This is a genomic window from Streptomyces sp. NPDC107538 (assembly GCF_055657445.1).
In genome coordinates this window covers 675,361-701,986 of the sequence record NZ_JBVKAY010000006.1, presented here as the reverse complement: position 1 = coordinate 701,986, position 26,626 = coordinate 675,361, and the positions used below count along the sequence as shown (strand labels likewise).

Annotated in this window: 20 protein-coding genes; 15 read left to right on the top strand and 5 right to left on the bottom strand. The window is 72.2% G+C overall.

Features of this window, described 5'->3' with window-relative positions:
- The first annotated feature begins 40 nt into the window (after positions 1–40).
- The 4 genes from ACZ7MG_RS24680 to ACZ7MG_RS24665 all read left to right on the top strand — a co-directional run bounded on the left by ACZ7MG_RS24680 (position 41) and on the right by ACZ7MG_RS24665 (position 4,709).
- Positions 41–1,675: an SWIM zinc finger family protein gene (locus ACZ7MG_RS24680; protein WP_471946157.1), complete on the top strand. Its 1,635-nt coding sequence runs from the start codon at positions 41–43 to the stop codon at positions 1,673–1,675.
- Between the two features lie 218 nt (positions 1,676–1,893).
- Positions 1,894–3,192 carry a bifunctional 3-oxoadipate enol-lactonase/4-carboxymuconolactone decarboxylase PcaDC gene (gene pcaDC / locus ACZ7MG_RS24675; RefSeq protein ID WP_471383534.1) on the top strand — a complete coding sequence of 433 codons (1,299 nt, stop codon included), beginning with the start codon at positions 1,894–1,896 and terminating at the stop codon, positions 3,190–3,192.
- A gap of 41 nt (positions 3,193–3,233) precedes the next feature.
- Positions 3,234–3,869, top strand: a complete 636-nt coding sequence (locus tag ACZ7MG_RS24670; protein WP_471384019.1) for an MBL fold metallo-hydrolase — start codon at positions 3,234–3,236, stop codon at positions 3,867–3,869.
- Between the two features lie 60 nt (positions 3,870–3,929).
- Positions 3,930–4,709, top strand: coding sequence for an exodeoxyribonuclease III (locus tag ACZ7MG_RS24665; protein ID WP_471383532.1), 780 nt, complete (start codon positions 3,930–3,932; stop codon positions 4,707–4,709).
- Here ACZ7MG_RS24665 and ACZ7MG_RS24660 read toward each other — a convergent pair.
- Complete coding sequence (locus ACZ7MG_RS24660; protein ID WP_471383529.1) at positions 4,706–6,520, bottom strand: SGNH/GDSL hydrolase family protein; 1,815 nt, start codon at positions 6,518–6,520, stop codon at positions 4,706–4,708. The two genes, ACZ7MG_RS24665 and ACZ7MG_RS24660, sit on opposite strands and share 4 nt — an antisense overlap.
- A 184-nt stretch (positions 6,521–6,704) precedes the next feature.
- On the opposite strand from ACZ7MG_RS24660, the gene ACZ7MG_RS24655 reads away from it, so the two are divergent.
- Together ACZ7MG_RS24655 and ACZ7MG_RS24650 are read left to right on the top strand one after the other, a co-directional pair.
- On the top strand, positions 6,705–7,154 hold the full coding sequence (locus ACZ7MG_RS24655) for a DUF6278 family protein (protein ID WP_471383527.1): 450 nt from the start codon (positions 6,705–6,707) through the stop codon (positions 7,152–7,154).
- A 168-nt stretch (positions 7,155–7,322) separates the two neighbouring features.
- Positions 7,323–8,066 (top strand): amino acid ABC transporter ATP-binding protein, encoded by a 744-nt coding sequence (locus tag ACZ7MG_RS24650; RefSeq protein ID WP_471383524.1) that lies wholly within the window; start codon positions 7,323–7,325, stop codon positions 8,064–8,066.
- 155 nt (positions 8,067–8,221) lie between these two features.
- On the opposite strand, the gene ACZ7MG_RS24645 is transcribed toward ACZ7MG_RS24650, so the two are convergent.
- On the bottom strand, positions 8,222–9,820 hold the full coding sequence (locus ACZ7MG_RS24645) for an alpha/beta fold hydrolase (protein ID WP_471383523.1): 1,599 nt from the start codon (positions 9,818–9,820) through the stop codon (positions 8,222–8,224).
- 152 nt (positions 9,821–9,972) lie between these two features.
- Positions 9,973–10,734, bottom strand: a complete 762-nt coding sequence (locus ACZ7MG_RS24640) for a hypothetical protein (protein ID WP_471383520.1) — start codon at positions 10,732–10,734, stop codon at positions 9,973–9,975.
- 131 nt (positions 10,735–10,865) lie between these two features.
- Here ACZ7MG_RS24640 and ggt point away from each other — a divergent pair, with 131 nt between their 5' ends.
- Positions 10,866–12,671: a gamma-glutamyltransferase gene (gene ggt / locus ACZ7MG_RS24635; RefSeq protein WP_471383518.1), complete on the top strand. Its 1,806-nt coding sequence runs from the start codon at positions 10,866–10,868 to the stop codon at positions 12,669–12,671.
- A gap of 24 nt (positions 12,672–12,695) precedes the next feature.
- Here ggt and ACZ7MG_RS24630 read toward each other — a convergent pair whose 3' ends face one another.
- Entirely contained in the window at positions 12,696–15,278 is a 2,583-nt protein-coding gene (locus ACZ7MG_RS24630) for an ATP-dependent Clp protease ATP-binding subunit (protein ID WP_471383515.1), read from the bottom strand.
- Positions 15,279–15,548: 270 nt separating this feature from the next.
- Positions 15,549–16,316, bottom strand: a complete 768-nt coding sequence (gene map, locus ACZ7MG_RS24625) for a type I methionyl aminopeptidase (RefSeq protein ID WP_471383512.1) — start codon at positions 16,314–16,316, stop codon at positions 15,549–15,551.
- 73 nt (positions 16,317–16,389) lie between these two features.
- Between map and ACZ7MG_RS24620 the strand changes: the two genes are divergently transcribed.
- From ACZ7MG_RS24620 to ACZ7MG_RS24585, 8 genes are all read left to right on the top strand, one after another.
- On the top strand, positions 16,390–16,665 hold the full coding sequence (locus tag ACZ7MG_RS24620; protein WP_471383509.1) for a helix-turn-helix domain-containing protein: 276 nt from the start codon (positions 16,390–16,392) through the stop codon (positions 16,663–16,665).
- A 182-nt stretch (positions 16,666–16,847) separates the two neighbouring features.
- Positions 16,848–18,830 carry a hypothetical protein gene (locus tag ACZ7MG_RS24615; RefSeq protein ID WP_471383506.1) on the top strand — a complete coding sequence of 661 codons (1,983 nt, stop codon included), beginning with the start codon at positions 16,848–16,850 and terminating at the stop codon, positions 18,828–18,830.
- A 189-nt stretch (positions 18,831–19,019) separates the two neighbouring features.
- Positions 19,020–19,862 carry a nitrilase-related carbon-nitrogen hydrolase gene (locus ACZ7MG_RS24610; RefSeq protein ID WP_471383503.1) on the top strand — a complete coding sequence of 281 codons (843 nt, stop codon included), beginning with the start codon at positions 19,020–19,022 and terminating at the stop codon, positions 19,860–19,862.
- Positions 19,863–19,983: 121 nt separating this feature from the next.
- Positions 19,984–21,270 (top strand): aspartate aminotransferase family protein, encoded by a 1,287-nt coding sequence (locus ACZ7MG_RS24605; RefSeq protein WP_471383500.1) that lies wholly within the window; start codon positions 19,984–19,986, stop codon positions 21,268–21,270.
- 28 nt (positions 21,271–21,298) lie between these two features.
- Positions 21,299–22,888, top strand: a complete 1,590-nt coding sequence (locus ACZ7MG_RS24600; RefSeq protein ID WP_471383497.1) for a PucR family transcriptional regulator — start codon at positions 21,299–21,301, stop codon at positions 22,886–22,888.
- A 332-nt stretch (positions 22,889–23,220) separates the two neighbouring features.
- Positions 23,221–24,063 (top strand): nitrilase-related carbon-nitrogen hydrolase, encoded by an 843-nt coding sequence (locus tag ACZ7MG_RS24595; protein ID WP_471383494.1) that lies wholly within the window; start codon positions 23,221–23,223, stop codon positions 24,061–24,063.
- Positions 24,064–24,166: 103 nt separating this feature from the next.
- Entirely contained in the window at positions 24,167–25,570 is a 1,404-nt protein-coding gene (gene hydA, locus ACZ7MG_RS24590) for a dihydropyrimidinase (protein ID WP_471383491.1), read from the top strand.
- A gap of 11 nt (positions 25,571–25,581) precedes the next feature.
- Entirely contained in the window at positions 25,582–26,604 is a 1,023-nt protein-coding gene (locus ACZ7MG_RS24585; protein WP_471383488.1) for a TIGR03842 family LLM class F420-dependent oxidoreductase, read from the top strand.
- The last annotated feature ends 22 nt before the right edge of the window (positions 26,605–26,626 follow it).

Here is a 26,626-nt window from a genome sequence, read left to right as displayed (position 1 = left end):
GCCGGTTGCGGGCCGGGGCCCGGCTTTGGGACGGGAGCCGGTGACGGGGCAGGGGCCGGTTGCGGGCCGGGGCCCGGCTTTGGGACGGGAGCCGGTGACGGGGCAGGGGCCGGTTGCGGGCCGGGGCCCGGCTTTGGGACGGGAGCCGGTGACGGGACAGGGGCCGACTGCGGGCCGGGGCCCGGCATCATCGGACGACCGGGCGCGTGATGTACGTGAACTCCTCACCGGAGCCTTCCAGTTGCCGTCCGGGGAACCGGAACCCGGCGCCCCCTCCATCGAGTGGCAGCCCTCCTCAGCCGCCCCCGAGCTTGCTCCCGACCCGTCGCGCCCCCCGCGACCGGACGCCACCCCTCCCGCAGCCCAACCGGACGCCCCCACCACCCCCCGCGTCCCCCGCACCATGGCCGCCCCCTCCCGGGACGGCGAACTGCGGCGTACGTTCCGCCCGTTCCCGCCGCGTCCCTCCACCGAGGAGGCGTTCGCGGGGAGTTGGTGGGGCAACGCGTGGGTGACGGCGTTGGAGGAGGGCGCGCTGGACGCGGCGCGGCTGGCGCGCGGGCGGGCGTACGCCGACAAGGGGCACGTGGACGCGATCACCGTCACACCGGGGCTCGTGCTGGCGTACGTCCACGGAAGCCGGCCCCGGCCGTACCGGGTGCAACTCCGGCTGCGGACCCTGGACGACGACGCATGGGACCGCTTCCTGGACGCGGCGGCGGAGCAGCCGGGCCACATCGCCGCGCTGCTGGACAGACAACTCCCGCACACCCTCTCCGACCCCACGGGCGAGCAAGGCGTACGCCTGCTGCCCGGCCCCGGAGAGCTGGAACCCCGTTGCAGCTGCCCCGACTTCGGCCACCCCTGCAAGCACGCTGCGGCGCTCTGCTATCAGACGGCGCGGTTGCTGGACGAGGACCCGTTCGTGCTGTTGCTGCTGCGGGGCCGGGGCGAGCGGGAGCTGATCGACGCCTTGTCGCGCCGGAACGCCGCCCGCGCGGCGCGGGCCGCCCAGGAGCAGGAACCCGCGCCGCTCCCGGGCGTCCGGGCCCGCGACGCCCTCGCCCCGCGCACCCTCCCCCCGCTGCCCACCCCCCTGCCCCCGCCGCCGCATCCGGAACAGCCGCCGGTGTACCCGGGCGCGCCCGGCGGTCCGGACCCGTTCGCACTGGACCAGCTCGCCACCGACGCCGCCGCCCGCGCACACGCGCTGCTCACCACGGGACACGACCCGGTGGCCGAACTGACCCTGTGGCAGGACGCGGTACGCCTCGCCGCCGCCCGCCCCGGCTCCGGCCTCACCGCCACCACCCGCGCCCTCTACTCCTCCCTGGCCGCCGCCACCGGCCGCACCCCCGCCGACCTGGCCCGCGCGGTCGCCGCCTGGCGGCAGGGCGGCCTCGAAGGGCTGACCGTCCTGGAAGAGCCCTGGGACCCCCCGGCCGGCCGCTTCGACCGCGCCCGCCCCCTGCTCCTCGCCGCCGACCTCCCCGCCTTCCGCCCCCGCCGCAACCACCTCACCCACCCCCACGGCCACGTCCAACTCCGCCTCGGCCGCGACGGCCTCTGGTACGCGTACGAGTCCGAACCGGACCACGACGACTGGTGGCCCCGAGGCACCCCGGACCTCGACCCCGTAGGCGCCCTGACCGGCCTGGGCACCACCGACGTCTGAACAACACACCGCACCGCACCACGAAGCCCACGACCCGCGACACGCAGGGATATCTGTTCGATGCCCGTGTCGCCTGTCCCGAGCAGGCCTGACGACCGCCCCGTGACCTGCGCTCCGGTGAAGACGATGTGAGAGTTGCCCGCTGATGTTCGGGAGCCGTCCGCGCTGATTCGGGGGCATGGAACCGAGCACAGAGGAAGGGACGTTAGCGTGGAGCGGTGAGTGAGACGCAGATCCCCGCCCTCCAGTACCGGTTCGACGGGCCGGACGACGCTCCGGTCCTGATCCTCGGGCCCTCGCTCGGCACGACCTGGCACATGTGGGACCGCCAGGTCCCCGAACTGACCAAACAGTGGCGGATCTTCCGCTTCGATCTGCCCGGCCACGGCGGCGCGCCCGCCTACCCCGGCGGCTCGGTCACCGAACTGGCCGCCCGGCTGCTGGCCACGCTCGACGCCGTCGGTGTGCAGCGGTTCGGCTACGCCGGCTGTGCGCTCGGCGGCGCCATCGGCGCGGAACTCGCGCTGCGCCACCCCGAACGCATCGCCTCGCTCGCGCTGATCGCCGCCTCGCCCCGCTTCGGCACGGCCGACGAGTTCCGTCAGCGCGGGGTGATCGTACGGACCAACGGCCTCGACCCGATCGCGCGTACGTCCCCGGACCGCTGGTTCACCAGCGGGTTCGCGGCGGCGCAGCCCGCGATCACCGAGTGGGCCGTGCAGATGGTCCGCACCACCGACCCCGGCTGCTACATCGCCGCCTGCGAGGCGCTCGCCTCCTTCGACGTGCGCGCCGAACTGGGCCGGATCGGCGTCCCCACGCTCGTCCTCGTCGGCTCCGACGACCAGGTCACCGGCCCCGCCGAGGCCCGTACGCTCGTCGCGGGCATCCCGGACGCCCGGCTCGCCGTCGTCCCCGGCGCCTCCCACCTCGTGCCGGTCGAGCAGCCCGCCGCCGTCACCGACCTCCTCGTCCGCCACTTCTCCACCGCCTGGCAGCCCGCCTACGACTCCACCACCGGCCAGGTCGCCATCCCGGCGGCCCCGGTCAAGCCCGCCCTCGCCGCCGTGCCGCCGCAGACCGGCCCGGTCGCCGAGATCGCCCCGGCCGCCGCCCAGCCCGAGGCGATGGGCAGACCGGACCCGTACGACGCCGGGCTCAAGGTCCGCCGCGAGGTGCTCGGGGACGCGCATGTGGACCGGGCGCTGGCCTCGGCGGACGAGTTCTCCGGTGACTTCCAGGAGTTCATCACCCGCTACGCCTGGGGGGAGATCTGGGACCGGCCCGGCCTCGACCGCCGCTCCCGCAGCTGTGTCACGCTGACCGCGCTCGTCGCCAGCGGGCACCTCGACGAGCTGGCCTTCCACACCCGCGCCGCCCTCCGCAACGGCCTCACCCCGGTCGAGATCAAGGAAGTCCTCCTCCAGGCCGCCGTCTACTGCGGGGTCCCGGCCGCCAACAGCGCGTTCCGGGTGGCCCAGCAGGTCATCCGCGAGGAGACCACCCCCGAGGAGTGACCCGCCGCCCGCCCCGTCGGGGGCAGGATGGACCCATGACCATCAAGCTCACGAAGAAGTCGCACGCCTGCGTCCGTCTGGAGAAGGACGGGCGCACGCTCGTCATCGACCCGGGCGGGTTCAGCGAGGAGGACGCCGCGATCGGCGCGGACGCCGTGCTGGTCACGCACGAGCACGCCGACCACTTCGACGAGGGCCGGCTGCGGGCGGCCCTGGAGGGCAACCCGGCCGCCGAGATCTGGACCCTGGCGGCCGTCGCCGAGAAGATCTCCGCCGCCTTCCCGGGCCGGGTGCACACCGTCGGCCACGGCGACACGTTCACCGCCGCCGGGTTCGACGTCCAGGTCCACGGCGAGCTGCACGCCGTCATCCACCCGGACATCCCGCGCATCACCAACGTCGGCTACCTCGTCGACGGCGGCCGGGTCTTCCACCCCGGCGACGCCCTCACCGTCCCCGGCCACACCGTCGAGACGCTGATGCTCCCCGTCATGGCCCCCTGGAGCAAGATCTCCGAGGTCATCGACTACGTCCGCGAAGTCAAGCCGCAGCGGGCGTACGACATCCACGACGCCCTCCTCACCGACCTCGCCCGCCCCATCTACGACCGCCAGATCGGCTCCCTGGGCGGCGCGGAGCACCTGCGGCTGGCCCCCGGCTCCTCGGCGGACGTCTGAGAGTCGCCCCGTTCCCGGGCGGGACCGGCGTTGTCGGACCCGCCCGGTAGGTTGTGGGGCATGCGCATCGCGACCTGGAACGTGAACTCGATCACCGCCCGCCTCCCGAGGCTCCTGGCCTGGCTGGAGAGCAGCGGCACGGACGTGCTCTGCCTCCAGGAGGCCAAGATCGCCGAGGCGGGCTTCCCGTTCGACGCCCTGCGCGAGGCGGGCTACGAGGCGGCCGTGCACGCGACGGGCCGGTGGAACGGCGTGGCGGTGATCTCCCGCGTCGGCCTGGAGGACGTGGTCAAGGGCCTGCCCGGCGACCCCGGCTACGACGGTTCCGTGGAGCCCCGCGCGATCTCCGCGACCTGCGGCCCGGTCCGCGTCTGGTCGGTGTACGTGCCGAACGGCCGTGAGGTCGACCACCCGCACTACGCGTACAAGCTCCAGTGGTTCGAGGCGCTGAAGGCCGCCGTCGCCGGTGACGCGGCCGGCAGCCGCCCCTTCGCCGTCCTGGGCGACTACAACGTGGCGCCGACGGACGACGACGTGTTCGACGTCGCCGCCTTCGAGGGCCTCACCCATGTCACCCCCGCCGAGCGGGCCGCCCTCGCCTCCCTCCGCGAGGCCGGCCTCTCCGACGTGGTCCCCCGCCCCCTCAAGTACGACCACCCCTACACCTACTGGGACTACCGCCAGCTCGCCTTCCCCAAGAACCGGGGCATGCGCATCGACCTGGTCTACGGCAACGAGGCGTTCGCCAAGGCGGTCGGCGACTCGTACGTGGACCGTGAGGAGCGCAAGGGCAAGGGCGCCTCGGATCACGCGCCGGTCGTCGTGGACCTGGACGTCTAGCCCCCGGCGGTCTGGAACAGCCTCAGGTCCACCGACTCGGCCAGCGCCGCCAGCCCCGCCTCGTTCGGATGCAGATGGTCCCCGCTGTCGTACGCGGGCAGCAGCCGGGCCGGGCGGTCGGGGTCGCGCAGCACCGTGTCGAAGTCGAGGACCCCGTCGAAGTCGTCGTTGTCCCGGATCCACTCGTTCACCGCGACCCGGTGGGCGTCGGCGGCCGCCGTGCAGCGGGCCTCGCCCTCGCACGGGGCGACGGTCGCCACGAGCATGCGCAGGCCCCGCTCGTGCCCCCGGGCCGCGATCTCCCGCAGCCCCGCGATCACCTCGGCCGCCGTCGTGCCCCAGCGGACGTCGTTGACGCCCTGGAAGACGACGGCGGTCCGCGCGGAGGTCTGGGCGAGGACGTCCCGGTCGAGGCGGTGCAGGGAGCTGACCCCGCCCGTGTCGGTGGAGACGCCGTCGCCGGGATAGCGGTCGGTGACCACGCGGTTCGCCGAGATCCCCTGGTTGAGGACGCCGAAGCGCGGGACCTCGTGCTGGTTCAGCAGCCGCCGCGCCAGCACGTCCGGCCAGCGCCGGTTCGCGCCGACCGTCGTCCGCTCCCCGTCGGTGATCGAGTCCCCGAGCAGCACCACGGACCCCGGCCCGCCGCCCACGTCCACACCGGTCAGCAGCGGCCAGGCGGTGATCGTGGAGGTGTACGGCGCCGCCGAGCCGTCGGCCGTGTGGTCGCCCGGCTCACTGACGTACGAGGTCTGCCGGGCGAGCTGGTGGACCGGCGCGGCCGTCACCGTGCCCGGCAGATGGAAGCTCACCAAGAGGCTGGTGTCCGGGGGCACTTCGAAGCCCAGCGGGTCGCTGAACGCCTGGGCGCCCGCCGGGATCTCGGTGCCCTCCGCGCCCCCGAACGACAGCGGCACCGGCGCACTCCGGGCGGTCGCGCCCGCCGCCTGCAACGCCACCGTCGCGCTGCCCACCCGTACCGGTGCCGACGCGAAGGTGTTGTCGAGCCGGATCCGCACCCGGGGACCGCCCGCCGAGGTGTGGACGACGAGCCGCAGGGTCCGGTCGGTCCAGGGGCCGACGGCGGTGTAGCCGGAGGAGGAAGCGGCCCAACCGCCGGTCCAGCCAGGCGATTCGGGCCGCACGGACAGCGCGAACACATGCAGGTCCCGGTCGCGCGGCAGGGTCACGGAGGCGACCTGACGGCCCCGGACGAGCGGCACGGTGACGACGTACAGCCGTGCCTTCTCGGTCAGTTGACCGTCCGGGGTGTTGATGTGGGGGAGGGCGACGGCCTTCGTGGCGAGCGGGCCGGTGCGCCAGTCGGCAGCGGTGAGGCGGTACGTGGAGCGGGCGCCGCCCGTGTACCGGACGGTGCCGGTGCCGGTGACCTCCGCACCGCCCGTGGCGGCGACCAGGAAGGCGAGGGCGTCGCCCCGGCCGCGTACGCGGACGGACTGGCCGGCGGCGCGTACGTTGTCGGGTTCGCCCGCCGTGCGGCGCGGCCAGGTCAGGCGGGCGCCCTGGACGGTGAGGGTGCGCCCCGGTGTCCATCCGGCGGCCGTCAGATCGGCGGCGGAGAGGGAACCGCCGGAGCCGTCGAAGTCGGCCTCGGCGGGCCGTGCGTCGTCGCTGACCGCCCGGTTGTCGAAGAGGCGTTCCAGCGGCGCCGGTTCGGCCCGTCCGTCCTCGGCGGCGCGGGCGGACGCGACGGGTGTGACCGTCGCGCTCACCGCCAGGAGCCCCAGTACGACGGCCGTTCCCCAGACGTGTCGGCGCACGCGCGACCCCTCCCGCTCACTGCTGACCATGATCGCGACGATCACGGCGGATGCGACATCGGTACAACGATGAGACGACAGATGCAGCACGAAACTAAAGAGGCGTCAGGGACCCGTCAATGAGGTGTGCGCGAACCACGGGCGAACTCCCGTCGAACAACCGGACCCCGCGCGCCTGTGGTGCGAAGGGAGAGGTGGATGACACGCTGAACGCATGAACATCTCTTTCCTGGGCAACTGGCGCAAGAGGCGTGACCCCGCCTTCGGGATCGCGGTGTTCACCGGCGGCGACGGTGACGACGACGGGCACGAGGGACTCGCCGAACTCCTCGCCGAATGCGAACTGCTGCGCGCCCAGGCCACCCAGGCCGGTGTCCGACTCGACGACTCCGCCGCCTCGTTGGAGGCACTCGACCAACTCGTCCCGCGCTGGCGCGACGACGAGGAGACCGTGGCCTGGCTCGGGAACGACGCCGGGCTCTATCTGGGCACGGTCGTCGTACGGACCGTCCCGGGCGCCCGCTGGGCGATCTGGCCCAACGGCCAGCCCGTGGTGCGTCTGGCATCCGGCCGGGAGATCGACGTCGTCGAGGCGGGCCGGGAATGGGCCGCCAGCGGCGCCCCGGAACTCTCCCAGCAGTACGCCGAACTCGCGGAGCAGTGACGGCCTCCCGACAATACGGCTAATCCCCGGGGGTGCGTGTCGCGTATGGAGGGGCCTTCCCTCCCAGTAGTTTGCGGCACCGGTGACACGGCAGGGCACGGCACGGTAGAACGCGGCACGGTAGAGCACGGTACGGCAGGGAACGAAACGGCCTAGGGCGGGCAGGGCATGGCGGTCGAACCGCTGATCGAGATGCACGGCGTGAACAAGTACTTCGGCGAGCTGCATGTCCTCCAGGACATCGATCTCACCGTCGGCAGGGGAGAGGTGGTCGTGGTCATCGGCCCCTCGGGGTCGGGCAAGTCGACGCTGTGCAGGGCGATCAACCGGCTGGAGCCCATCCGCTCCGGCACGATCCTGCTCGACGGTCAGCCGCTGCCGGAGGAGGGCAAGGCCCTCGCGGCGCTCCGCGCGGACGTCGGCATGGTCTTCCAGTCCTTCAACCTCTTCGCGCACAAGACGGTCCTGCAGAATGTGTCGCTCGGTCAGATCAAGGTCCGCAAACGGAAGAAGGAGGACGCCGAGAGGCGGTCCCGCGAACTCCTCGACCGGGTCGGCCTCGCCGACCAGGCGCCGAAGTACCCGGCACAGCTCTCCGGCGGCCAGCAGCAGCGCGTGGCCATCGCCCGCGCCCTCGCCATGGACCCCAAGGTCATCCTGTTCGACGAGCCCACCTCGGCCCTCGACCCGGAGATGATCAACGAAGTCCTCGAAGTCATGCAGCAGTTGGCGCGCGAGGGCATGACCATGGTCGTCGTCACCCATGAGATGGGTTTCGCCCGCTCCGCCGCCAACCGGGTCGTCTTCATGGCGGACGGCAGGATCGTCGAGGACCGCTCCCCGGACGCGTTCTTCACGCATCCGGAGAGCGACCGTGCCAAGGACTTTCTCTCCAAGATCCTCAAGCACTGACCACCGCCACTGGACCGGTCGCGGACCTCGACTACGATGAGCGGTTCATCCACTTGGGGTGAGCGAGGCCGTGGACGCCACCCCGGCCGAAACAGGGACGCTGCTGCCAGGCGCGCAGCGGCCAGGGGCCAGGCCCGCCCGGCGGCAGCCGGAGATCACTGCTCGCGCAGCGGGATCGACACGTACGACGGGTCGTTCGGCGGCGAGGAGAAGGTCAGCTGCGCGCCGGTCGGGTTGTGCTCGATGTAGAGCGGGTCGACCGTGTCGACGACCAGGGCGAGACGGTGGCCCGCCGGAACGTCGTAGGCCGTGGAGAGCAACTCCAGGTCCACGCCGAACGGCTTGCCGGGCGTCTCGCCGTGGAACGTGTACGGCGCGTGGCTGACCAGCTTGCCGAGGCCGAGCGGGCCCACGTCGTACAGGTAGGCGACGAGGGTGCCGCTCTCCTTGGTGGCGGTGACCGTGGTGTGCAGCTTCGCCGTACCGCGCACGGCCTGAGCCTGCGGATACTTCTCCGACTGCCACACGGCCGCCCAGCGGCGCGGCAGCAGCGGGATCGAGGCCACGGGCGGGAGTTGGGCCACCTGGTCCAGGATGCTGGAGAGGAAGACGACGCCGCCGTTGGCGCCCGAGTCGACGTTCGCCCGGATCGTGGTGCCGCTCGTCAGGGCGATCTTCTGGCGGGTCGCGGTGACCGACTTCCAGTCCGGATAGCCCTCGAAGGCGCCGCCCGTACGGGACTTGAGCCGCACGGGCTGTTCGCGGTCGATGCCGTTGGGCGTGCCCTTGAGATAGCGGTCGAACCAGCGCTGGGTGTCCGTCCACACGTCGTTGGGCAGTCCGAACAGTCCGGTGGCCTCCGTGGTGGCGTGGTCGCCGGGGCGCAGCTCCAGCCGCTTGGGGCCGGTGAGCTTCTCGTAGAAGTCGGCGTACTGGTTGGGCGGGAAGATCGAGTCGCCCCAGGCGTTGGCGAGCATGACGGCCGTGCCGTTGGTGTTGAGCTGGTCCAGATAGGTCTCGGGGGAACGTTTCTTCCCCCAGGCGATCATGTCTCCCTCCTTCGCCAGGTTGGACGCGTAGAAGTCCCCGAAGATCTGCTGGAGTTCGGGGCCCTGGCGGCCGGTGATCCGGCCGGCGCCGTCCAGCAGGGCCGCCGCCTGGAGGTGCTGGGTGCGTCCGCCGTAGATCGAGTCGATCAGGTCCGCCCAGCCGCTGAGCGCGGCGACCGCCTTGACGCGCTTGTCGTGGGCGGCGGTGAGCAGGCTGATGCCCGCGCCGTACGACAGTCCCGCCATGCCGATGTGGTCGGCGTCGGCCGGGGTGTGGGCGAGGGCCCAGTCGATCACCTTGGAGGCGTCGGCCGTGTCGGGTGGTCCCGCGACCTCTATGTATCCGCCGGATTCCCAGAAGCCACGGACGTTGTAGCTGACCACGACATACCCGGCGTCGGCCAGCTTGCGTGCCTGCGCCAGGTACTCGATCTGGGGGAGGCCCCAGCTCGTGGGCAGCACCAGGAGCGGGTACGCGCGCGAGGTGTCGGCGGGCGCGACGACATTGGCCTTCAGGACCGTGCCGCCGTCGCCCTCGATGTCGACGAAGCGGGTGGTGGGGGCGGCGGTGGAGCCGGCGGCCGCCTGGGCGGCGGGGGCGAGGCCGAGGGCCGTGCCGGCGACCAGGGTGGCCGAGACGGCGCCGACAGCGCCCGTCCGCAGCGCCCTGGTCGTACGCGATGTGGTGCCGTGCGGGTGTCTCACGGGTCGCTCCTCACTCGTGTCAGTGCAAAGTGACCCGACGGTAACCGGCCGCCCTTACCGGAAGTAACTCCCCGGTAAGTTACGTGACGGTAACGTTCGGCCGTGAAGCCGGCCGTGAACCAGCCGTGAGCCAGTCGTGAGCCAGTCGTGTACTAGGAGGAGCGGTGCGAGATCTGGGCCGGGGCGGGCGGTGCGGGGGCCGGGGCCTGGGCCGCGCGGGTGACGTCCGAGACGAGTTCGACCACGTCGGGGCCGTACGCCTGGGAGTTGACGACCTTCAGGAGGAGGACGAAGGTGCCGGTGCCGTACTTCCGGTGCAGGCGCTCGTGGTTGCGGGCGAGGTAGCGGGTGGCGGCCTGGTTGGTGATGGCGCGCTGGCCGCAGAAGAGGAACACCGGCCGGGCCTGGTCCGGCTGGCCGGTGGTGAGCCGGGCCAGGATGACGTGCTCGGTGATACCGGGTTCCAGGCGGTAGCGCTCGCTGCCTATGCTCAGGGCGTTCCGGTCGGGGCCGGGTTCGGGGCCGAGGTTGAAGTGGACGCCCGGCAGCATGGCCGCGATGTGGGCGGCCATTCGGCGGTTGGAGCCGGGGCCTCCCACGCAGAACTCGGTGCGCTCTCCGAAGCCCTGCTGCGCGGTGTCCTGGGTGATGATCTGCGCGTGCGCACCGCAGTCCTTGATCAGCGCGGAGAGCTCCAGCAGTGCGAACACGTCGAAGCGGTGGACCGCGAAGTCCGCACTGGACGGATCCCGGTTGACCACCAGCAGGGCCTCCGAGTTCTCCGGTACTCCGAAGAAGGCCTGCTTGCGGCGGAGCTTGCGCTTCCACAGGTACGTCCGGAAGAGCCAGCCCAGCGAGGCACTGAGCCCGGCCGCGACCACGCCGAGGACGATATTGCGCACGTCGTCATTCATGGCCGCGCATGGTAGCGGGCGTGGTCGAACGCTGTCCGAATCGGTGTCCGATTCACGGCCTCGCGGTGCCTCCTGACGGGACCATGGCAACCGCGTTAGTCTGCGCGGACGGTCCTTGACTGGAGGTACGGATGCGTCTGCGTCGCCCTGTCGCGCGGAAACTGGCTGTACTGGCGGCGACGTCCGCCGTGGTGTCGGTGGGGGCGGCCCCGCCGACCGCCGCCGCGACGGACCCCGCCCGGAAGGTCCCGGTCGCCGTCGGCTACGGCGGCGCCGTCTCCAGCGTCGACCCGGATGCCTCCGCCGCCGGGATCGAGGTGCTCCGCAAGGGCGGCAACGCGGTGGACGCGGCCGTCGCCACGGCCGCCGCGCTGGGCGTCACCGAGCCCTACTCGGCGGGCATCGGAGGGGGCGGCTACTTCGTCTACTACGACGCCGGGTCCCGCACGGTCCACACCATCGACGGCCGGGAGACCGCGCCCCTGAGCGCCGGCGAGGACCTGTTCCTGGAGAACGGCCAGCCGATCCCGTTCGCCGAGGCCGTCACCAGCGGGCTCGGCGTCGGCACCCCCGGCACCCCGGCCACCTGGCAGACGGCGCTGCGGAGTTGGGGCAGCGAGCCGCTCGGCAAGCTGCTGAAGCCCGCCGAGAAGCTCGCCCGCGACGGCTTCACCGTCGACGCGACCTTCCGCTCCCAGACCGCCTCCAACGAGGCCCGCTTCCGCAACTTCCCGGCCACGGCCGAGCTGTACCTCCCCGGCGGGCAGCTGCCGGTGGTCGGCTCGACCCTCAAGAACCCCGATCTGGCGCGTACCTACGCGGAGTTGGGTCGCAAGGGTGTCGGTGCCCTCTATCGGGGCCCCCTCGCGCAGGACATCGTCGACACCGTCAACAAGCCACCGGTGGACCCGGGTTCGGGCTACAACGCCCGCCCCGGCGACCTCACCACCGCCGACCTCGCCGCCTACCGCGCCAAGCGGCAGGCGCCCACCAAGGCCTCGTACCGAGGGCTCGGCGTCTACGGCATGGCCCCCTCGTCCTCGGGTGGCACCACGGTCGCGGAGGTGCTCAACATCCTTGAGCGGACGGACCTTTCGAAGGCGAGCGACGTCCAGTACCTGCACCGCTACATCGAGGCGAGCCGCATCGCGTTCGCCGACCGGGGCCGCTGGGTCGGCGACCCCGCCTTCGAGGACGTCCCCACGAAGGGGCTGCTGTCGCAGCGGTTCGCCGACTCGCGCGAGTGCCTGATCAAGGACGACGCGGTGCTCACCAGCCCCGTCGCTCCCGGCGACCCGCGCCACCCGGAGGCCTGCGCGACCGGCGGTACGGCAGCGCCGACGACGTACGAGGGCGACAGCACGACCCATCTCACGGTCGCCGACAAGTGGGGCAACGTCGTCTCGTACACGCTCACCATCGAGCAGACCGGCGGCAGTGGCATCACCGTGCCGGGCCGGGGCTTCCTGCTCAACAACGAGCTGACGGACTTCTCCTTCACCCCGGCCAACCCCGCCGTGCACGACCCGAACCTGCCGGGCCCCGGCAAGCGGCCCCGCTCGTCGATGTCGCCGACCATCGTCCTCGACCGGCACGACAAGCCCGTGGTGGCGCTCGGTTCGCCGGGCGGCGCGACCATCATCACGACCGTGCTGCAGACCCTGACCGGCTTCCTCGACCGGGGCCTGCCGCTGGTCGACGCGATCGCCGCGCCGCGCGCCAGCCAGCGCAACCAGACCACCACCGAACTCGAACCGGGCCTGTGGAACAGCCCGTTGAGGACCGAACTCGAAGCCATCGGGCACGGCTTCCGGCAGAACCCGGAGATCGGCGCGGCCACCGCCGTCCAGCGCCTGTCCAACGGCAAGTGGCTGGCCGCCGCCGAGACCGTACGGCGCGGCGGCGGCGCGGCGATGGTCGTGCACCCCGTCAGGTAGCGCCCTCGTCAGGTAGCGCCCTCGTCAGGTAGCGCCCTCGGAGCCGGGCGGCGGCGTCGTACGGAAGACGAGCCGCCCGTCCTCCACCTCCGCCACCACCCGGCTGCCGTACGGCAGTTCACCGTCGAGCAGCAGCCGGGACAGAGGGTTGTCGACCTCCCGCTGGATCGTGCGGCGCAGCGGCCGGGCACCGTACTCGGGCTGGTGGCCCGCGCGGGCCAGCCGGTCCACGGCCTGCTCGGCGAAGTCGACGGTGACGCCCCGCGCGTGCAGGCGTTCCCGGGTCCGCTCCAGCAACAGGCCGGTGATCCGCCGCAGTTGGACGTCGGTGAGCCTCCGGAACACGACGATCTCGTCGACACGGTTGAGGAACTCGGGCCGGAAGTGTTCCCGCAGCGGACGCAGGATCCGCTCGCGCCGGTTCTCCTCCTCGGCCTCCGCGTCGCCCGCCGAGAAGCCCGGCCCGGCGCCGTTCCGGCCGATGGCCTCCGAGCCCAGGTTGCTCGTCATCACGACCACGGTGTGGGAGAAGTCGACCGTGCGGCCCTGCGCGTCGGTGAGCCGGCCGTCGTCGAGGACCTGGAGCAGCAGGTGGAAGATGTCCGGGTGGGCCTTCTCCACCTCGTCCAGCAGCAACAGCGCGTACGGGTGCCGGCGCACGGCCTCCGTCAGCCGGCCGGCCTCCTCGTGGCCGACGTAGCCGGGCGGGGCGCCGACGAGCCGGCTGACCGCGTGCCGCTCCTGGTACTCGCTCATGTCGAGCCGCACCATCCGGTCCTCACCGCCGAAGAGGGCCTCCGCCAGCGCGCGGGCCAGCTCGGTCTTGCCGACGCCGGTGGGACCCAGGAACAGGAAGCTGCCGATGGGCCGTTCGGGAGCGGCGAGCCCGGCGCGGGAGCGGAGCACGGCGTCCGCCACCACCCGTACCGCCTCGTCCTGGCCGACGACCCGCTCGCGCAGCCGCTCTTCGAGGCCGAGCAGCCGCTCCCGCTCCTCCTGGGTCAGGCTGCTGACGGGGATGCCGGTCTGCCGGGAGACCACCTCGGCGATGTCCTCGGCCACGATCTCCAGACTCTGCCCGTCGTCGGCACGTTCCCCGTCGCGGTCCGTGCCGATCCGCTGCCGCAGCTCACCGATCCGGTCCCGCAACCGCGTCGCCTGCTCGTACCGCTCGCTCGCGACCGCCTGGTCCTTGTCCCGGGTCAGCTGCTCCAACTCCCGTTCCAGGGCCCGCAGATCCGTCCCCTTCGTGCGGGCCCGCAGCCGGACCCGGGCGCCGGCCTGGTCCATCAGGTCGATGGCCTTGTCGGGCAGTCGGCGGTCGGTGAGATACCGGTCCGACAGGTCCACGGCCGCCGTCAGCGCCTCGTCGGTGTAACGGACCTGGTGGTGGGCCTCGTACCGGTCGCGCAGCCCGCGAAGGATCTCCAGCGCGTCGTCGCGGCCCGGCTCGGGGACCAACACCGGCTGGAAGCGGCGGGCCAGCGCCGCGTCCTTCTCGATCCGCCGGTACTCCTCCAGGGTCGTCGCCCCGACGATGTTCAACTCGCCGCGCGCCAGCGCCGGTTTGAGGATGTTGCCCGCGTCCATCGTGCTGCCCTCGCCCGAGCCGGCGCCCACGACGGTGTGCAACTCGTCGATGAAGACGACCAGTTCGCCGGAGTGCGCCCGGATCTCGTCGACGATGTTCGTCAGCCGTTCCTCGAAGTCGCCCCGGTACCGCGTCCCGGCGACCACCCCGGACAGATCCAGGGCGACCACCCGGCGGCCGGCCAGCACATCGGGCACGTCCCCCTCGGCGACACGCCGCGCCAGCCCCTCCACGATCGCGGTCTTGCCGACGCCCGCCTCACCGATGAGCACGGGGTTGTTCTTGCCGCGCCGGGAGAGCACCTCGACGGTCTGCTCGATCTCCTCCTCCCGCCCGATCACCGGGTCGATACGGCCCTGAAGGGCGAGGTCGGTCAGATCGCGGCCGTACTTGTCGAGGGTCGGGGTGGCGGTCGGGGCACGGCGCGGCAGTTCGGAGCGCGGGTACCCGGCCAGGGGGATCGCGGTGGGCGGGGGCGCCGCCGACGGCTCCGACGCCTCCGGCGGCAGTGCGGAGGCCGACAGCCGCGCGGCGCCGAGGATGTGGCCGGCGGCCGAGTCCGGGTTGGCGGCGAGGGCGCTCAGGACGTGTTCGGGGCCGATGTAGCCGGCGTCGGTGACCCGGGCCATTTCGTGCGCGTCCAGCAGGGCGCGCTTGACGGCCGGGGTCAGCGCCAGCGACGCGGGCGCCGGTCCTGACCCCGGCCGGTGCCGCTCCGGGCCGGACCGCTCGTCGATCTCACCGGCCAGCGCGTCGGGGTCGGCGCCCGCGCGGGCCACCAGACTTCGGGTCGGCTCGGCGGTCAGCGCGGCGCGCAGCAGATGCTGGGTGTCCAGGTCGTTGCTGCCGCGCCGGGCCGCGTACGCCGCCGCGTCGGCGACGAGGCGGCGGGCCTCGCCGCTCATCAGCCGGCCGATCTCGATCCGCTGCGGGTGCGGGCCGCCGAAGAAGCGGGCGAAGAACTCGGTGAAGGGGTCCGGGCCGTAGCCCTCGGGCCTCGGGAATCCGCTGTTCATTCGGCCTCGGGTTCCCGGGGAGTGCGGGGCTACACCGGGCGGGGCGCCTATGGGGGTGGGGGTTCGGGTGCGTGGGCGAGTGCGGGCCCGGTGGGGCTTCTCGCGCAGTTCCCCGCGCCCCTGAAAAGCAGGGGCTGCGCCCCCATGCTTTTCGGCCCGCCGCCGGTCGCCTTTCTGGCCGCGGGGGCCTGGTCTTTTAGGGGCGCGGGGAACTGCGCGAGAAGCCCACCGGGCCCGCAGCCGGACAACTACCCGCAGTGAAACGGCGTTCTACCGGGCCGTCAGCACCCGCGGTCCCGCCTCAGTGATGGCCACCGTGTGCTCCGCGTGCGCCGCCCGCGACCCGTCGTCCGTCCGCAGGGTCCAGCCGTCCGGCGCCGCGTGGTACCCGTCGCCGCCCCCACCGATCACCATCGGCTCGATCGCCAGGACCATCCCGTGGCGCAGCCGCATCCCGCGCCCGGGCCGCCCCTCGTTCGGCACGGCCGGGTCCTCGTGCATCCGGCGGCCGATCCCATGGCCGCCGAACCCGTCCGGGATCCCGTACCCGGCGGCACGGCACACGGTGCCGATCGCGTGCGCGATGTCGCCGATGCGGTTGCCGACGACGGCCGCCTCGATGCCCGCCGCTAGCGCCCGTTCGGCCGTCTCGACCAGTCGCAGGTCGGCCGGGCGCGGCGTACCCACCACGAAACTGATCGCCGAGTCCCCGGCCCAGCCGCCGAGTTCGGCGCCGTAGTCGACGGACACGAGGTCGCCGTCGCGCAGCCGGTACGACGTCGGGACGCCGTGCACGATCGCGTCGTTCACCGAGGTGCAGAGCACGGCGGGGAAGGGGGTGGGCGCGAAGAAGGGGTGGTAGCCCAGGAAGGGCGACGACGCGCCCGCCTTCCGCAGCACCTCGTGCGCCACCTCGTCCAGTTCGAGCAGGGAGACGCCCACGGCGGCGGCCTCCCGCACCGCGCTGAGGCCCTGCCCCACGACCTGCCCGGTCTCGTACATCGCGTCCATCGACGCGTCCGTCTTCAGTTCCACCATGCCAATTACTATACCGCTCGCGACCCAATTAATATACCGGTCCCTCGGTGGGGATCGGTATTAGAATGGGCGCATGGTGCGCACCCCACTGACCCCCGAAGAGCGCGAACGCGGCGAGCGGCTCGGCCGGTTGCTGCGTGAAGCCCGCGGCGGTCGCAGCATGGCGGAGATCGCCGCCGGCGCCGGTCTCTCCGCGGAGACCCTCCGGAAGATCGAGACCGGCCGGGCCCCCACCCCGGCCTTCTTCACGATCGCCGCCCTCGCCCGCACGCTGGGTCTGTCCATGGACGAGCTGGTCGCCCGGTGCGCCCCGGCCGAGGCGACCGCCCCCACGGCCGCGGTGGCCTGAGCCGTACGTACGCCGTACTGGCGCGACTCGTACGCCGTGATGGCTGGAACCCCGCACGCACAGCCGTCGCGCGGCCGTGCACAGCACACTGCGTCCGCTCTGAAAACTTCGCGTAGCCGTTCTGTAACACGAATGGTGTTTTCTAGCGGGCCGGAGCACACCGGTCTGCCGGGGAGTATGCGATGGCTGTGGATCAACTCCCGGGTCAGGTGCGGGAGTTCGCGGGATACCTGAACAAGCTGATGACGAAGCTCGACCAGGGCGGTGGCTGGTGCGCCGTCTTCTGGCAGCGTGACCCCGACGGCATGCGGGCCTGCCTCGACGGCCTGGAGGTGCCGCCCTGGGACGTCGTCCAAGCGCTGATGCACGACCTCGACGCCGCGTACGGTCCCGCCGCCGCGGCCCAGGAGACCGAGCGGGCCCGCGTCCTGCACAGCGCCTCGGTGGCCGCCCACGACTCCCGGCCCGGCGGCCGTGAAGCCCTCGGCGACCGGCTCGACGGCATGTTCCGCGAACAGCGCTACGCCGCCGAACGTACCGCCGAGCTGACCCGTCTCCTCCAGGCCGCCACCACCCAGGAGGAGGCCGACTCCCTCCGGCTCGACCTGGCCTGGGCCCACGACGACCACGAACGCGCCACGGCCCGCTGCGCGGAGCTGCGCACCCGCATCGACGACGCCGACCGCCGCCCCGTGCGGGGCGCGCCGCGCTTCCCGACGAACCCCGCCGGGGACGTCTTTCGGCTACCCGTCGCGGAGGAGCACCTGGCGGCGACACCGGAACGGCGCGACGGCCGTACCCACACGGACCAGTACGGCGGCGCTGACGCGTACGCGGGCCGACACGGCGGTGGCCCACACGCGGGCCCGTACGGCGGCGGGGCCACGTATGCGGATCAGCTCGACGCCGATCGGGCACGGGGCGCCCGGCACGGCGACGGACGTATCCACGCGGACCTATACGACGGCGGAGACGCGTACGACGGGCGCGCGCCGGAGGGCCGCGCGCCGGGGGGCCGCGCGTCCGAGGGCCGCGCGTCCGAGGGGACCGCCTCGCGGGATGCCGCGCCCGACGCCCGGCGGGACCCGGCGCGCGACGCCCGGCGCGACCCCACCCACGACGCCCGGCGCGATGCCGTGCGCGACGCCCGGCGCGACCCCACCCACGATGCCCGGCGCGATGCCGTGCACGACGCCCGGCGCGACCCGGCCCACGACGCCCGGCGCGACCCGGCGCGCGACGCCGCGCACGACCCCTACGCGTCCGCCTTCCCGGCCCCCGGCGCCCCCGCCCGCACCGACGCCGCTCCCACCCCCACGTCTCCTCCCATCCCCACCTCTCCTTCCACCCTCGCCGACCCGCCCCCTCCCACCCCCGAGCCCGACCCCTCCGCCCCCGAGCCCGTCACCGCGCCGCCCGTCAAGCAGCGCTCCAAGCGACGCCCGCGCGGGGGCGCCCGTTTCGCCGGGGCGGTGGAGGCCGAGGAGGCGCAGCCCTCGGTCGTGCCCGAGGCGGGGCCGGCCGTCGGGCGGAAGGGGCGTCCCCGGGGCGCCCGTTACGCCGGTGTCGCGGAGCGGGTCGAGGAGCCGGGGCCCGGGTCGAAGTCGAAGCAGCCGCAGGCGCGGGAGGCGCTGGACGACGAAGCGCGGCGGGAGGTCGGCGAAACCGTGGAACGGCTGGTGTGGTTGCGCCGGGAGGGCCGCAGCGGCGAGGCGCACGCCCTGCTCGTGGAGGTCGCGCGGGGCCCGGCCGCCCGGTTCCCGCTGCTCGCGGCCGAGCTGCACCGCGCGGGGCTCGGCGCCGACTGGGCGACCCTGCTGTGGGAGGCCGGCTCGCTGCCCGCCGACCGGCTGGTCGCGGTCGCGGACGCCCTGAACGCGGTGGGCCGCGCCGCGGACGGCGAGCAGATGCTCCGCCAGGGCGTCTCCCGGCCCGCCGAGGAGATCGGCGAGGCCGTCGCCGCCTTCCTCGCCGAGGGGCGCGAACGGGAGGCGCGTGCGCTGCTCGACGTGTACGTACGCGTCCGTACGCCGGAGGAGGCCGCGCGCACCACCGAGGCCGACCCGCGCCGGCTCAAGCCCCTTGTCCTGGCGGCGGCGCGCGGCATCTCGCAGGAGCGCCACCGCGAGGTGACGCACGCCCTCCGCGTCCAGGGCATCACCTGACCCCACCCGCCCCCCGGGCCAGGCGAAACACAGGCGTGATCCTCCACTGGAGTGCGAAACGTGATCGACTCGGCTGGTTGACGACGATGGTCTTGCCCCGCCCGTCGACGGGGCTTACTTTCAAGCCTCTACGGCCTGCTTCTACGGGCGTAGAGGCTCGCTGAGGTCCCTGTCGAAGGAGCACCTGACATGGCCAACGTCGTACGCGCCGCCCTGGTCCAGGCGACCTGGACCGGCGACACCGAGTCCATGGTCGCCAAGCACGTCGAGCACGCCCGTGAGGCGGCCCGGCAGGGCGCGAAGGTGATCGGGTTCCAGGAGGTCTTCAACGCGCCCTACTTCTGCCAGGTCCAGGAACCGGAGCACTACGCCTGGGCGGAACCCGTGCCCGACGGCCCGACCGTGACCCGGATGCGGGAGCTGGCCCGCGAGACCGGCATGGTGATCGTCGTCCCGGTCTTCGAGGTCGAGCAGTCCGGGTTCTACTACAACACCGCGGCGGTGATCGACGCCGACGGCACCTACCTCGGCAAGTACCGCAAGCATCACATCCCCCAGGTCAAGGGCTTCTGGGAGAAGTACTACTTCAAGCCCGGCAACCTCGGCTGGCCCGTCTTCGAGACGGCCGTCGGCAAGGTCGGTGTCTACATCTGCTACGACCGCCACTTCCCGGAAGGCTGGCGCCAACTCGGTCTGAACGGAGCCCAGCTCGTCTACAACCCGTCCGCCACCCACCGGGGCCTGTCCTCCCACCTGTGGCAGCTGGAGCAGCCCGCGGCGGCCGTCGCCAACGAGTACTTCGTCGCCGCGATCAACCGGGTCGGTGTGGAGGAGTACGGAGACAACGACTTCTACGGCACCTCCTACTTCGTCGACCCGCGCGGCAAGTTCGTCGGCGAGGTCGCGAGCGACCAGGGCGAGGAACTGGTCGTACGGGACCTCGACTTCGACCTGATCGAGAACGTGCGGCAGCAGTGGGCCTTCTACCGGGACCGCCGGCCCGACGCGTACGAAGGACTCGTACAGCCGTGACCGTCCACGACAGCCTCGTACAGCCGTGATCGCCTCCGCAGGACTCGTACCGCCCTGACGTGGGCACGTACAGCCGTGACACACGCAGAACCCGTACAGCAGTGAAAGGAGTGGTGCAGCCGTGACCGACGAACTGCTCGGACGCCACCGGGCCGTACTGCCCGACTGGCTCGCGCTCTACTACGCGGACCCGCTGGAGATCACCCACGGCGAAGGCCGCCATGTCTGGGACGCCGGGGGCACCAAGTACCTCGACTTCTTCGGCGGCATTCTCACCACCATGACGGCGCACGCGCTGCCCGAGGTCACCAAGGCGGTGAGCGAGCAGGCCGGGCGGATCATCCACTCCTCCACGCTCTACCTCAACCGGCCGATGGTCGAACTCGCCGAGCGGATCGCGCAGATGTCCGGCATCCCGGACGCCCGCGTCTTCTTCACCACCTCCGGCACCGAGGCCAACGACACCGCGCTGATGCTGGCGACGACGTACCGCCGCAGCAACCAGATCCTGGCGATGCGCAACAGCTACCACGGCCGCTCGTTCAGCGCGGTCGGCATCACCGGCAACAAGGGCTGGTCGCCGACCTCGCTGTCCCCGCTCCAGACGCTGTACGTGCACGGCGGCGTCCGCACGCGCGGCCCGTACGCCGATCTCAGCGACGCCGACTTCATCACGGCCTGCGTCGCCGACCTGGAGGACCTGCTCGGCCACGGCCGCCCGCCGGCCGCGCTGATCGCCGAACCCGTCCAGGGCGTCGGCGGCTTCACCTCACCGCCGGACGGCCTGTACGCGGCCTTCCGCGAGGTGCTGCAACGGCACGGGGTGCTGTGGATCGCGGACGAGGTGCAGACCGGCTGGGGCCGTACCGGCGACAACTTCTGGGGCTGGCAGGCGCACGGGCAGAACGGGCCGCCGGACATCGTCACCTTCGCCAAGGGTATCGGCAACGGCATGTCCATCGGCGGTGTCGTCGCCCGCTCCGAGGTCATGAACTGCCTCGACAGCAACTCGATCTCGACGTTCGGCGGCACCCAGATCACCATGGCCGCCGGCCTCGCCAACCTCAACTACCTGATCGAGCACGACCTCCAGGGCAACGCCCGGCGCGTCGGCGGACTGCTCATCGAGCGGCTGCGGGCGATCACCGCGCAGATCCCGGCGGTCAAGGAGGTACGCGGCCGGGGCCTCATGATCGGCATCGAGCTGGTCAAGCCCGGCACCGACGAGGCGAACCCGGAGGCCGCGTCCGCCGTCCTGGAGGCCGCCCGCCGGGAGGGCCTGCTGATCGGCAAGGGCGGTGGCCACAACACCAGCGCGCTGCGCCTCGCGCCACCGCTGTCGCTGACCGTCGCCGAGGCCGAGGAGGGCGCCGACGCCCTCGAACGGGCTCTGAGGAGCATCCAGTAGCACCAGAACAGATCTGAGGAACACCGCCATGACCACCACCTCGGAACCCGGCCCGGAACCAGCCCTGGAACCCGCCCTGTCGGTACGCCAGGTCCTCACCCTGGACCGGGTCCTCGCCGGAGAGCCCGAGGTGGTGGCCGGCGCCGGTCAGCTCGACCGGCCCGTGCGCTGGGTGCATGTGGCCGAGGCCCCGGACGTCGGCGTGATGCTCAGCGGCGGCGAGATGGTCCTCACCACCGGGGTCCTGCTCGCCGGGGACGAGGACGCCCAGGCCGAGTACATCCACTCGCTGTACCGGGCCGAGGCCGCCGCGGTCGTCCTCGGCCTCGGCCGGGCCTTCCCGACGCCGCCCGAGGTGATGCGCCGGGCGGCGGAGCGGTGCGGACTGCCCATGGTGGTGCTGCACCGCCCGTTCCCCTTCGCCGAACTGACCGAAGAGGTCCAATCCCGGCTGGTACGGCGGAAGTTCGCGGCCGTGAGCCTGTCGGAGGCCGTCCGCACCGCCCTGACCGGGCTCATCACGGCCGGTGCCCCGCTGCAACGGCTGCTCGACGAGATCGCCCACCACGCGGGCTGCCCGCTCGTCGTCACCAACCTCGCCCACCGCGTCCTCGCCACGGCGGGGGAGCGGTCGGCGGTCGACGACGTGCTGCGCGACTGGGAACGCATCTCCCGCCAGGCGGGCGGCAACCAGGTCGACGGCTGGATCCGGGCCGAACTGGGCGGACGCGGCGAACGCTGGGGCCAGATCGTGCTGTGCGGCCACCGGGGCGACACCGCCACCGGGCGGCTGCTCGCCGACCGGGCCGCCGAGGCGCTCGTCCTGCACCGGATGCTCGGCGGCTCCGCGCACTCCTGGGAGGAACAGTCCGCGCAGGGCCTGCTGACGGACCTGGTCTCCGGCGTCGTACCGGCCCGGCAGCTGCTGCCGAGGGCACGCGCGGCCGGGCTGCCCGTCAACCGCCGTACCTTCGTACCCCTCGTCGTACCCGACGGCGACCCGGCCCAACTCGACCGTGTGCTCCGGATGTTGGGGCTCCCCGGGCTGGTCGCCGAACTCGCCGAGGGTGCCACCGCCGTTCTCCTCAGCCTCGCCCGGGACCAGGACGCGATCGCGCTCACCGCGCACTTCGCGGCCCGGCTGCGGTCGGAGTCGGGGGTGCGGACGACGGTCGTGGCCGCCGCCGAGGCACGGACCACCTGGGAGGACGTGCCGGGCGGGCTGCGCGAGGCCCGGCATGTGGCCGACGCCGTCGCCCAGTCCGCCACGACCGGGCTGGACCTCCCCGTCGTCGTACGCCTCCGGGACGTCCATCTGCGGGGCCTGGTGCGGCTGTTGCGGGACGATCCGCACGTCCAGGCCTTCGCCGAGCGGGAGTTGGACGGGCTGCTGTGCGGCGACGGGCACGCCGAGCAGGATCTGCTGCCCGTGCTGCGGACCTATCTCGCGACCGGCCGCAACAAGTCGCACACCGCCCAGCTGCACCACGTCAGCCGGCCCGCGCTGTACCGCCGCCTCGAAGCCATACAGGCCCGCCTCGGGGTGGACCTCGACGACTTCGAACAGGCCGCCTCCGTCCACATCGCCCTCCTCGCGCACGACGCGCAACAGGGCTGAAACATGCCGGGACCTGCGAAAACGGCGGTGAAACATGCGCCCAGGAAGGGGTGACACGGTGGAACGGAGAAGCCCCGCAGACGTGACACCGTGCAACTCAAACCCGATCTCCGGGCTTCCTACGCTCCTGGGGCAAGCGTCGGAAGTCCCGTCTGCCCTGCGACGCCCGGCACGCACTCTCGCCGCACCGGGCCCAAGCCCAAGTACATCCAGTACGAGGTCTTGTGCCCGGCACGCCGAGAGCACGCACCGGACGACGCAGGGCCCGCCCTTCGGGCGGACGACGGGCCTTCCGACGCTCGCCCCAGCACACCGAGTGACCGGAGGTCCCGATGAGCAGAGTCATCCGCGCAGCCATCTTCCAGACGGCCTGGACCGGCGACAAGGAGTCCATGATCCAGGTCCACGAGCAGGCGGCCCGCGACGCGGCCGCCCAGGGTGCTCAAGTGCTGTGCTTCCAGGAGCTGTTCTACGGGCCCTACTTCTGCCAGGTCCAGGACAAGGCGTTCTACGAGTACGCGGAAGCGATCCCCGACGGCCCGATCGTCAAGCGCTTCCAGGCGCTCGCCAAGGAGCTGGGCCTCGTCCTCGTCCTGCCGATGTACGAGGAGGAACAGCCCGGTGTCCTCTACAACACCGCCGCCGTGATCGACGCGGACGGCAAGTACCTCGGCAAGTACCGCAAGCACCACATCCCCCAAGTCCCCGGCTTCTGGGAGAAGTTCTACTTCCGTCCCGGCAACGCGGGCTGGCCGGTCTTCGACACCGCCGTGGGGAAGATCGGCGTCTACATCTGCTACGACCGGCACTTCCCGGAGGGCTGGCGGGCCCTCGGCCTCGGCGGCGCCGAGATCGTCTTCAACCCCTCGGCCACCTCGCGCGGCCTCTCCCGCTACCTCTGGCAGTTGGAGCAGCCGGCGTCGGCCGTCGCCAACGAGTACTTCATCGGCGCCATCAACCGGGTCGGCGTCGAGGAACTCGGCGACAACGACTTCTACGGCACCTCCTACTTCGTGGACCCCGAGGCCCAGTTCGTCGGCGAGGTCGCCAGCGACAAGGAGACCGAACTCGTCGTCCGCGACCTGGACCTCGCCAAGCTCCGCGAGGTCCGCGACCGCTGGCAGTTCTTCCGCGACCGCCGCCCGGACGCGTACGGCCCGCTGACGGCGCCGTAAGCAGCGAGGTCCAACACCCCCGCGCCCTGAAGGGGCGCGGGGAACTGCGCGACCAGCCACGAACGACCGGCACTGTCCCGACAACCGAACGGAGCGTGACCCAATGAGCGGCCGTACCGTAATCCGCGGCGGTCTCGTCATCACAGCCTCAGACGAGTTGCACGCAGACGTCCTGATCGAAGACGGCCGTGTAGTCGCGCTCGCGGCGAGCGGCACGACCACCGCGGAGGGCTGGACCGCCGACCGCACCCTCGACGCCACCGGCAAATACGTCATCCCGGGCGGCGTCGACGCCCACACCCACATGGAACTCCCCTTCGGCGGCACCTCCGCCTCCGACACCTTCGAGACCGGCACCCGCGCCGCCGCCTGGGGCGGTACCACCACGATCGTCGACTTCGCCGTACAGAGCGTCGGCCACACCCTCCGCGAGGGCCTCGACGCCTGGCACGCCAAGGCGGAGGGCAACTGCGCGATCGACTACGGCTTCCACATGATCGTGTCGGACGTGAACCAGGACACGCTCAAGGAGATGGACCTGCTGGTGCAGGAGGGCGTCACCTCCTTCAAGCAGTTCATGGCCTACCCGGGCGTCTTCTACAGCGACGACGGCCAGATCCTGCGCGCCATGCAGCGCTCCGCCGAGAACGGCGGCCTGATCATGATGCACGCGGAGAACGGCATCGCCATCGACGTCCTGGTCGAACAGGCCCTGGCCCGCGGCGAGACCGACCCCCGCTACCACGGCGAGGTCCGCAAGGCCCTGCTGGAGGCCGAGGCCACCCACCGCGCCATCAAGCTCGCCCAGGTCGCCGGCGCCCCCCTGTACGTCGTGCACGTCTCGGCCATGGAGGCAGTGGCCGAACTGGCGCGCGCGCGTGACGAGGGGCTCCCGGTCTTCGGCGAGACGTGCCCGCAGTATCTGTTCCTCTCCACCGACAACCTCGCCGAGCCGGACTTCGAGGGCTCCAAGTACGTGTGCAGCACGCCCCTGCGGCCCCGCGAACACCAGGCCAAGCTGTGGCAGGGCCTGCGCACCAACGACCTCCAGGTGGTCTCCACCGACCACTGCCCGTTCTGCTTCGTCGGCCAGAAGGAACTGGGCCGCGGCGACTTCTCCAAGATCCCCAACGGCCTCCCGGGCGTGGAGAACCGGATGGACCTCCTCCACCAGGCGGTCGTCGACGGGCACATCTCGCGCCGCCGCTGGATCGAGATCGCCTGCGCGACCCCGGCCCGCATGTTCGGCATGTACCCGAAGAAGGGCACCATCGCGCCGGGCGCGGACGCCGACATCGTCATCTACGACCCGCACGCCGAGCAGGTCATGTCCGCCGAGACGCACCACATGAACGTCGACTACTCGGCGTACGAGGGCAAGCGCACCACCGGCCGGGTCGAGACGGTCCTCTCGCGCGGCGAACTCGTCATCACCGAGCGGGAGTACACCGGGCACGCCGGGCACGGCACGTACACCCCCCGCTCCACCTGTCAGTACCTCACCTAGGAGCGGAGCAGATGGACTTCGGACTCGTCCTCCAGACGGACCCGCCGGCCTCGCGCGTCATCGAGCTGATGAAGCGTGCCGAGAACAACGGCTTCACCCACGGCTGGACCTTCGACTCCGCCGTGCTGTGGCAGGAGCCGTTCGTCATCTACAGCCAGATCCTCTCCAGTACGACGAAACTGACGGTCGGCCCGATGGTCACCAACCCGGGCACCCGCACCTGGGAGGTCACCGCCTCGACCTTCGCCACCCTCAACGACATGTTCGGCAACCGCACGGTCTGCGGCATCGGCCGCGGTGACTCGGCGATGCGCGTCGCCGGCCGCAAGCCCAACACCCTGGCCCGGATCAGCGAGGCGATGAAGGTCATCCGCTCGCTGGGCAGCGGGGGAGAGGCCGATCTCGGCGGTACGGTCATCAGCTTCCCCTGGATCAAGGAGGGCGCCGAACTCCCCGTCTGGATGGCCGCGTACGGCCCCAAGGCGTTGAAGATGACCGGTGAGGAGGCCGACGGCTTCATCCTCCAGCTGTCCGACCTGTACCTCACCGAGTACATGGTCAAGGCGGTCAAGGACGCGGCCGTCGCCGCCGGGCGCGACCCGTCCGAGGTGAAGATCTGCGTGGCCGCCCCCGCGTACGTCACCGAGGACGACTCGCCCGAGGCGCTGGCCCACGCCCGCGAGCAGTGCCGCTGGTTCGGCGGGATGGTCGGCAACCATGTCGCCGACCTGGTGTCCAAGTACGGCGAGCACTCCGCGGCCGTACCGGAGGAGCTGACGGACTACATCAAGGCCCGCGAGGGGTACGACTACTCGCACCACGGGCGCGCCGACAACCCCGACACCCAGTTCGTGCCCGACGAGATCGTGGACCGCTTCTGCGTCATCGGCACCCCCGCCATGCACATCGAGAAACTGAACGCGCTGCGGGCGCTCGGCGTGGACCAGTTCGCCGTCTACGACATGCACGACGCACAGGAAAGGGTGATCGACGTGTACGGCTCGACGGTCATCCCGGCGGTCAACGGGGGCTGACCCCCGCCCCCCGCTTCCCCTC

What these genes read in the sequence shown, in the direction of transcription:
- ACZ7MG_RS24600 (WP_471383497.1), top strand. Translation starts at nt 21,299, where the DNA reads ATGACCACCACCTCGGAACCCGGCCCGGAACCAGCCCTGGAACCCGCC.
- ACZ7MG_RS24630 (WP_471383515.1), bottom strand. Translation starts at nt 15,278, where the DNA reads ATGAACAGCGGATTCCCGAGGCCCGAGGGCTACGGCCCGGACCCCTTC.
- ACZ7MG_RS24665 (WP_471383532.1), top strand. Translation starts at nt 3,930, where the DNA reads ATGCGCATCGCGACCTGGAACGTGAACTCGATCACCGCCCGCCTCCCG.
- ACZ7MG_RS24655 (WP_471383527.1), top strand. Translation starts at nt 6,705, where the DNA reads ATGAACATCTCTTTCCTGGGCAACTGGCGCAAGAGGCGTGACCCCGCC.
- hydA (WP_471383491.1), top strand. Translation starts at nt 24,167, where the DNA reads ATGAGCGGCCGTACCGTAATCCGCGGCGGTCTCGTCATCACAGCCTCA.
- ACZ7MG_RS24650 (WP_471383524.1), top strand. Translation starts at nt 7,323, where the DNA reads ATGGCGGTCGAACCGCTGATCGAGATGCACGGCGTGAACAAGTACTTC.
- map (WP_471383512.1), bottom strand. Translation starts at nt 16,316, where the DNA reads ATGGTGGAACTGAAGACGGACGCGTCGATGGACGCGATGTACGAGACC.
- ACZ7MG_RS24585 (WP_471383488.1), top strand. Translation starts at nt 25,582, where the DNA reads ATGGACTTCGGACTCGTCCTCCAGACGGACCCGCCGGCCTCGCGCGTC.
- ACZ7MG_RS24620 (WP_471383509.1), top strand. Translation starts at nt 16,390, where the DNA reads ATGGTGCGCACCCCACTGACCCCCGAAGAGCGCGAACGCGGCGAGCGG.
- ggt (WP_471383518.1), top strand. Translation starts at nt 10,866, where the DNA reads ATGCGTCTGCGTCGCCCTGTCGCGCGGAAACTGGCTGTACTGGCGGCG.
- ACZ7MG_RS24610 (WP_471383503.1), top strand. Translation starts at nt 19,020, where the DNA reads ATGGCCAACGTCGTACGCGCCGCCCTGGTCCAGGCGACCTGGACCGGC.
- ACZ7MG_RS24660 (WP_471383529.1), bottom strand. Translation starts at nt 6,520, where the DNA reads ATGGTCAGCAGTGAGCGGGAGGGGTCGCGCGTGCGCCGACACGTCTGG.
- ACZ7MG_RS24615 (WP_471383506.1), top strand. Translation starts at nt 16,848, where the DNA reads ATGGCTGTGGATCAACTCCCGGGTCAGGTGCGGGAGTTCGCGGGATAC.
- ACZ7MG_RS24595 (WP_471383494.1), top strand. Translation starts at nt 23,221, where the DNA reads ATGAGCAGAGTCATCCGCGCAGCCATCTTCCAGACGGCCTGGACCGGC.
- ACZ7MG_RS24640 (WP_471383520.1), bottom strand. Translation starts at nt 10,734, where the DNA reads ATGAATGACGACGTGCGCAATATCGTCCTCGGCGTGGTCGCGGCCGGG.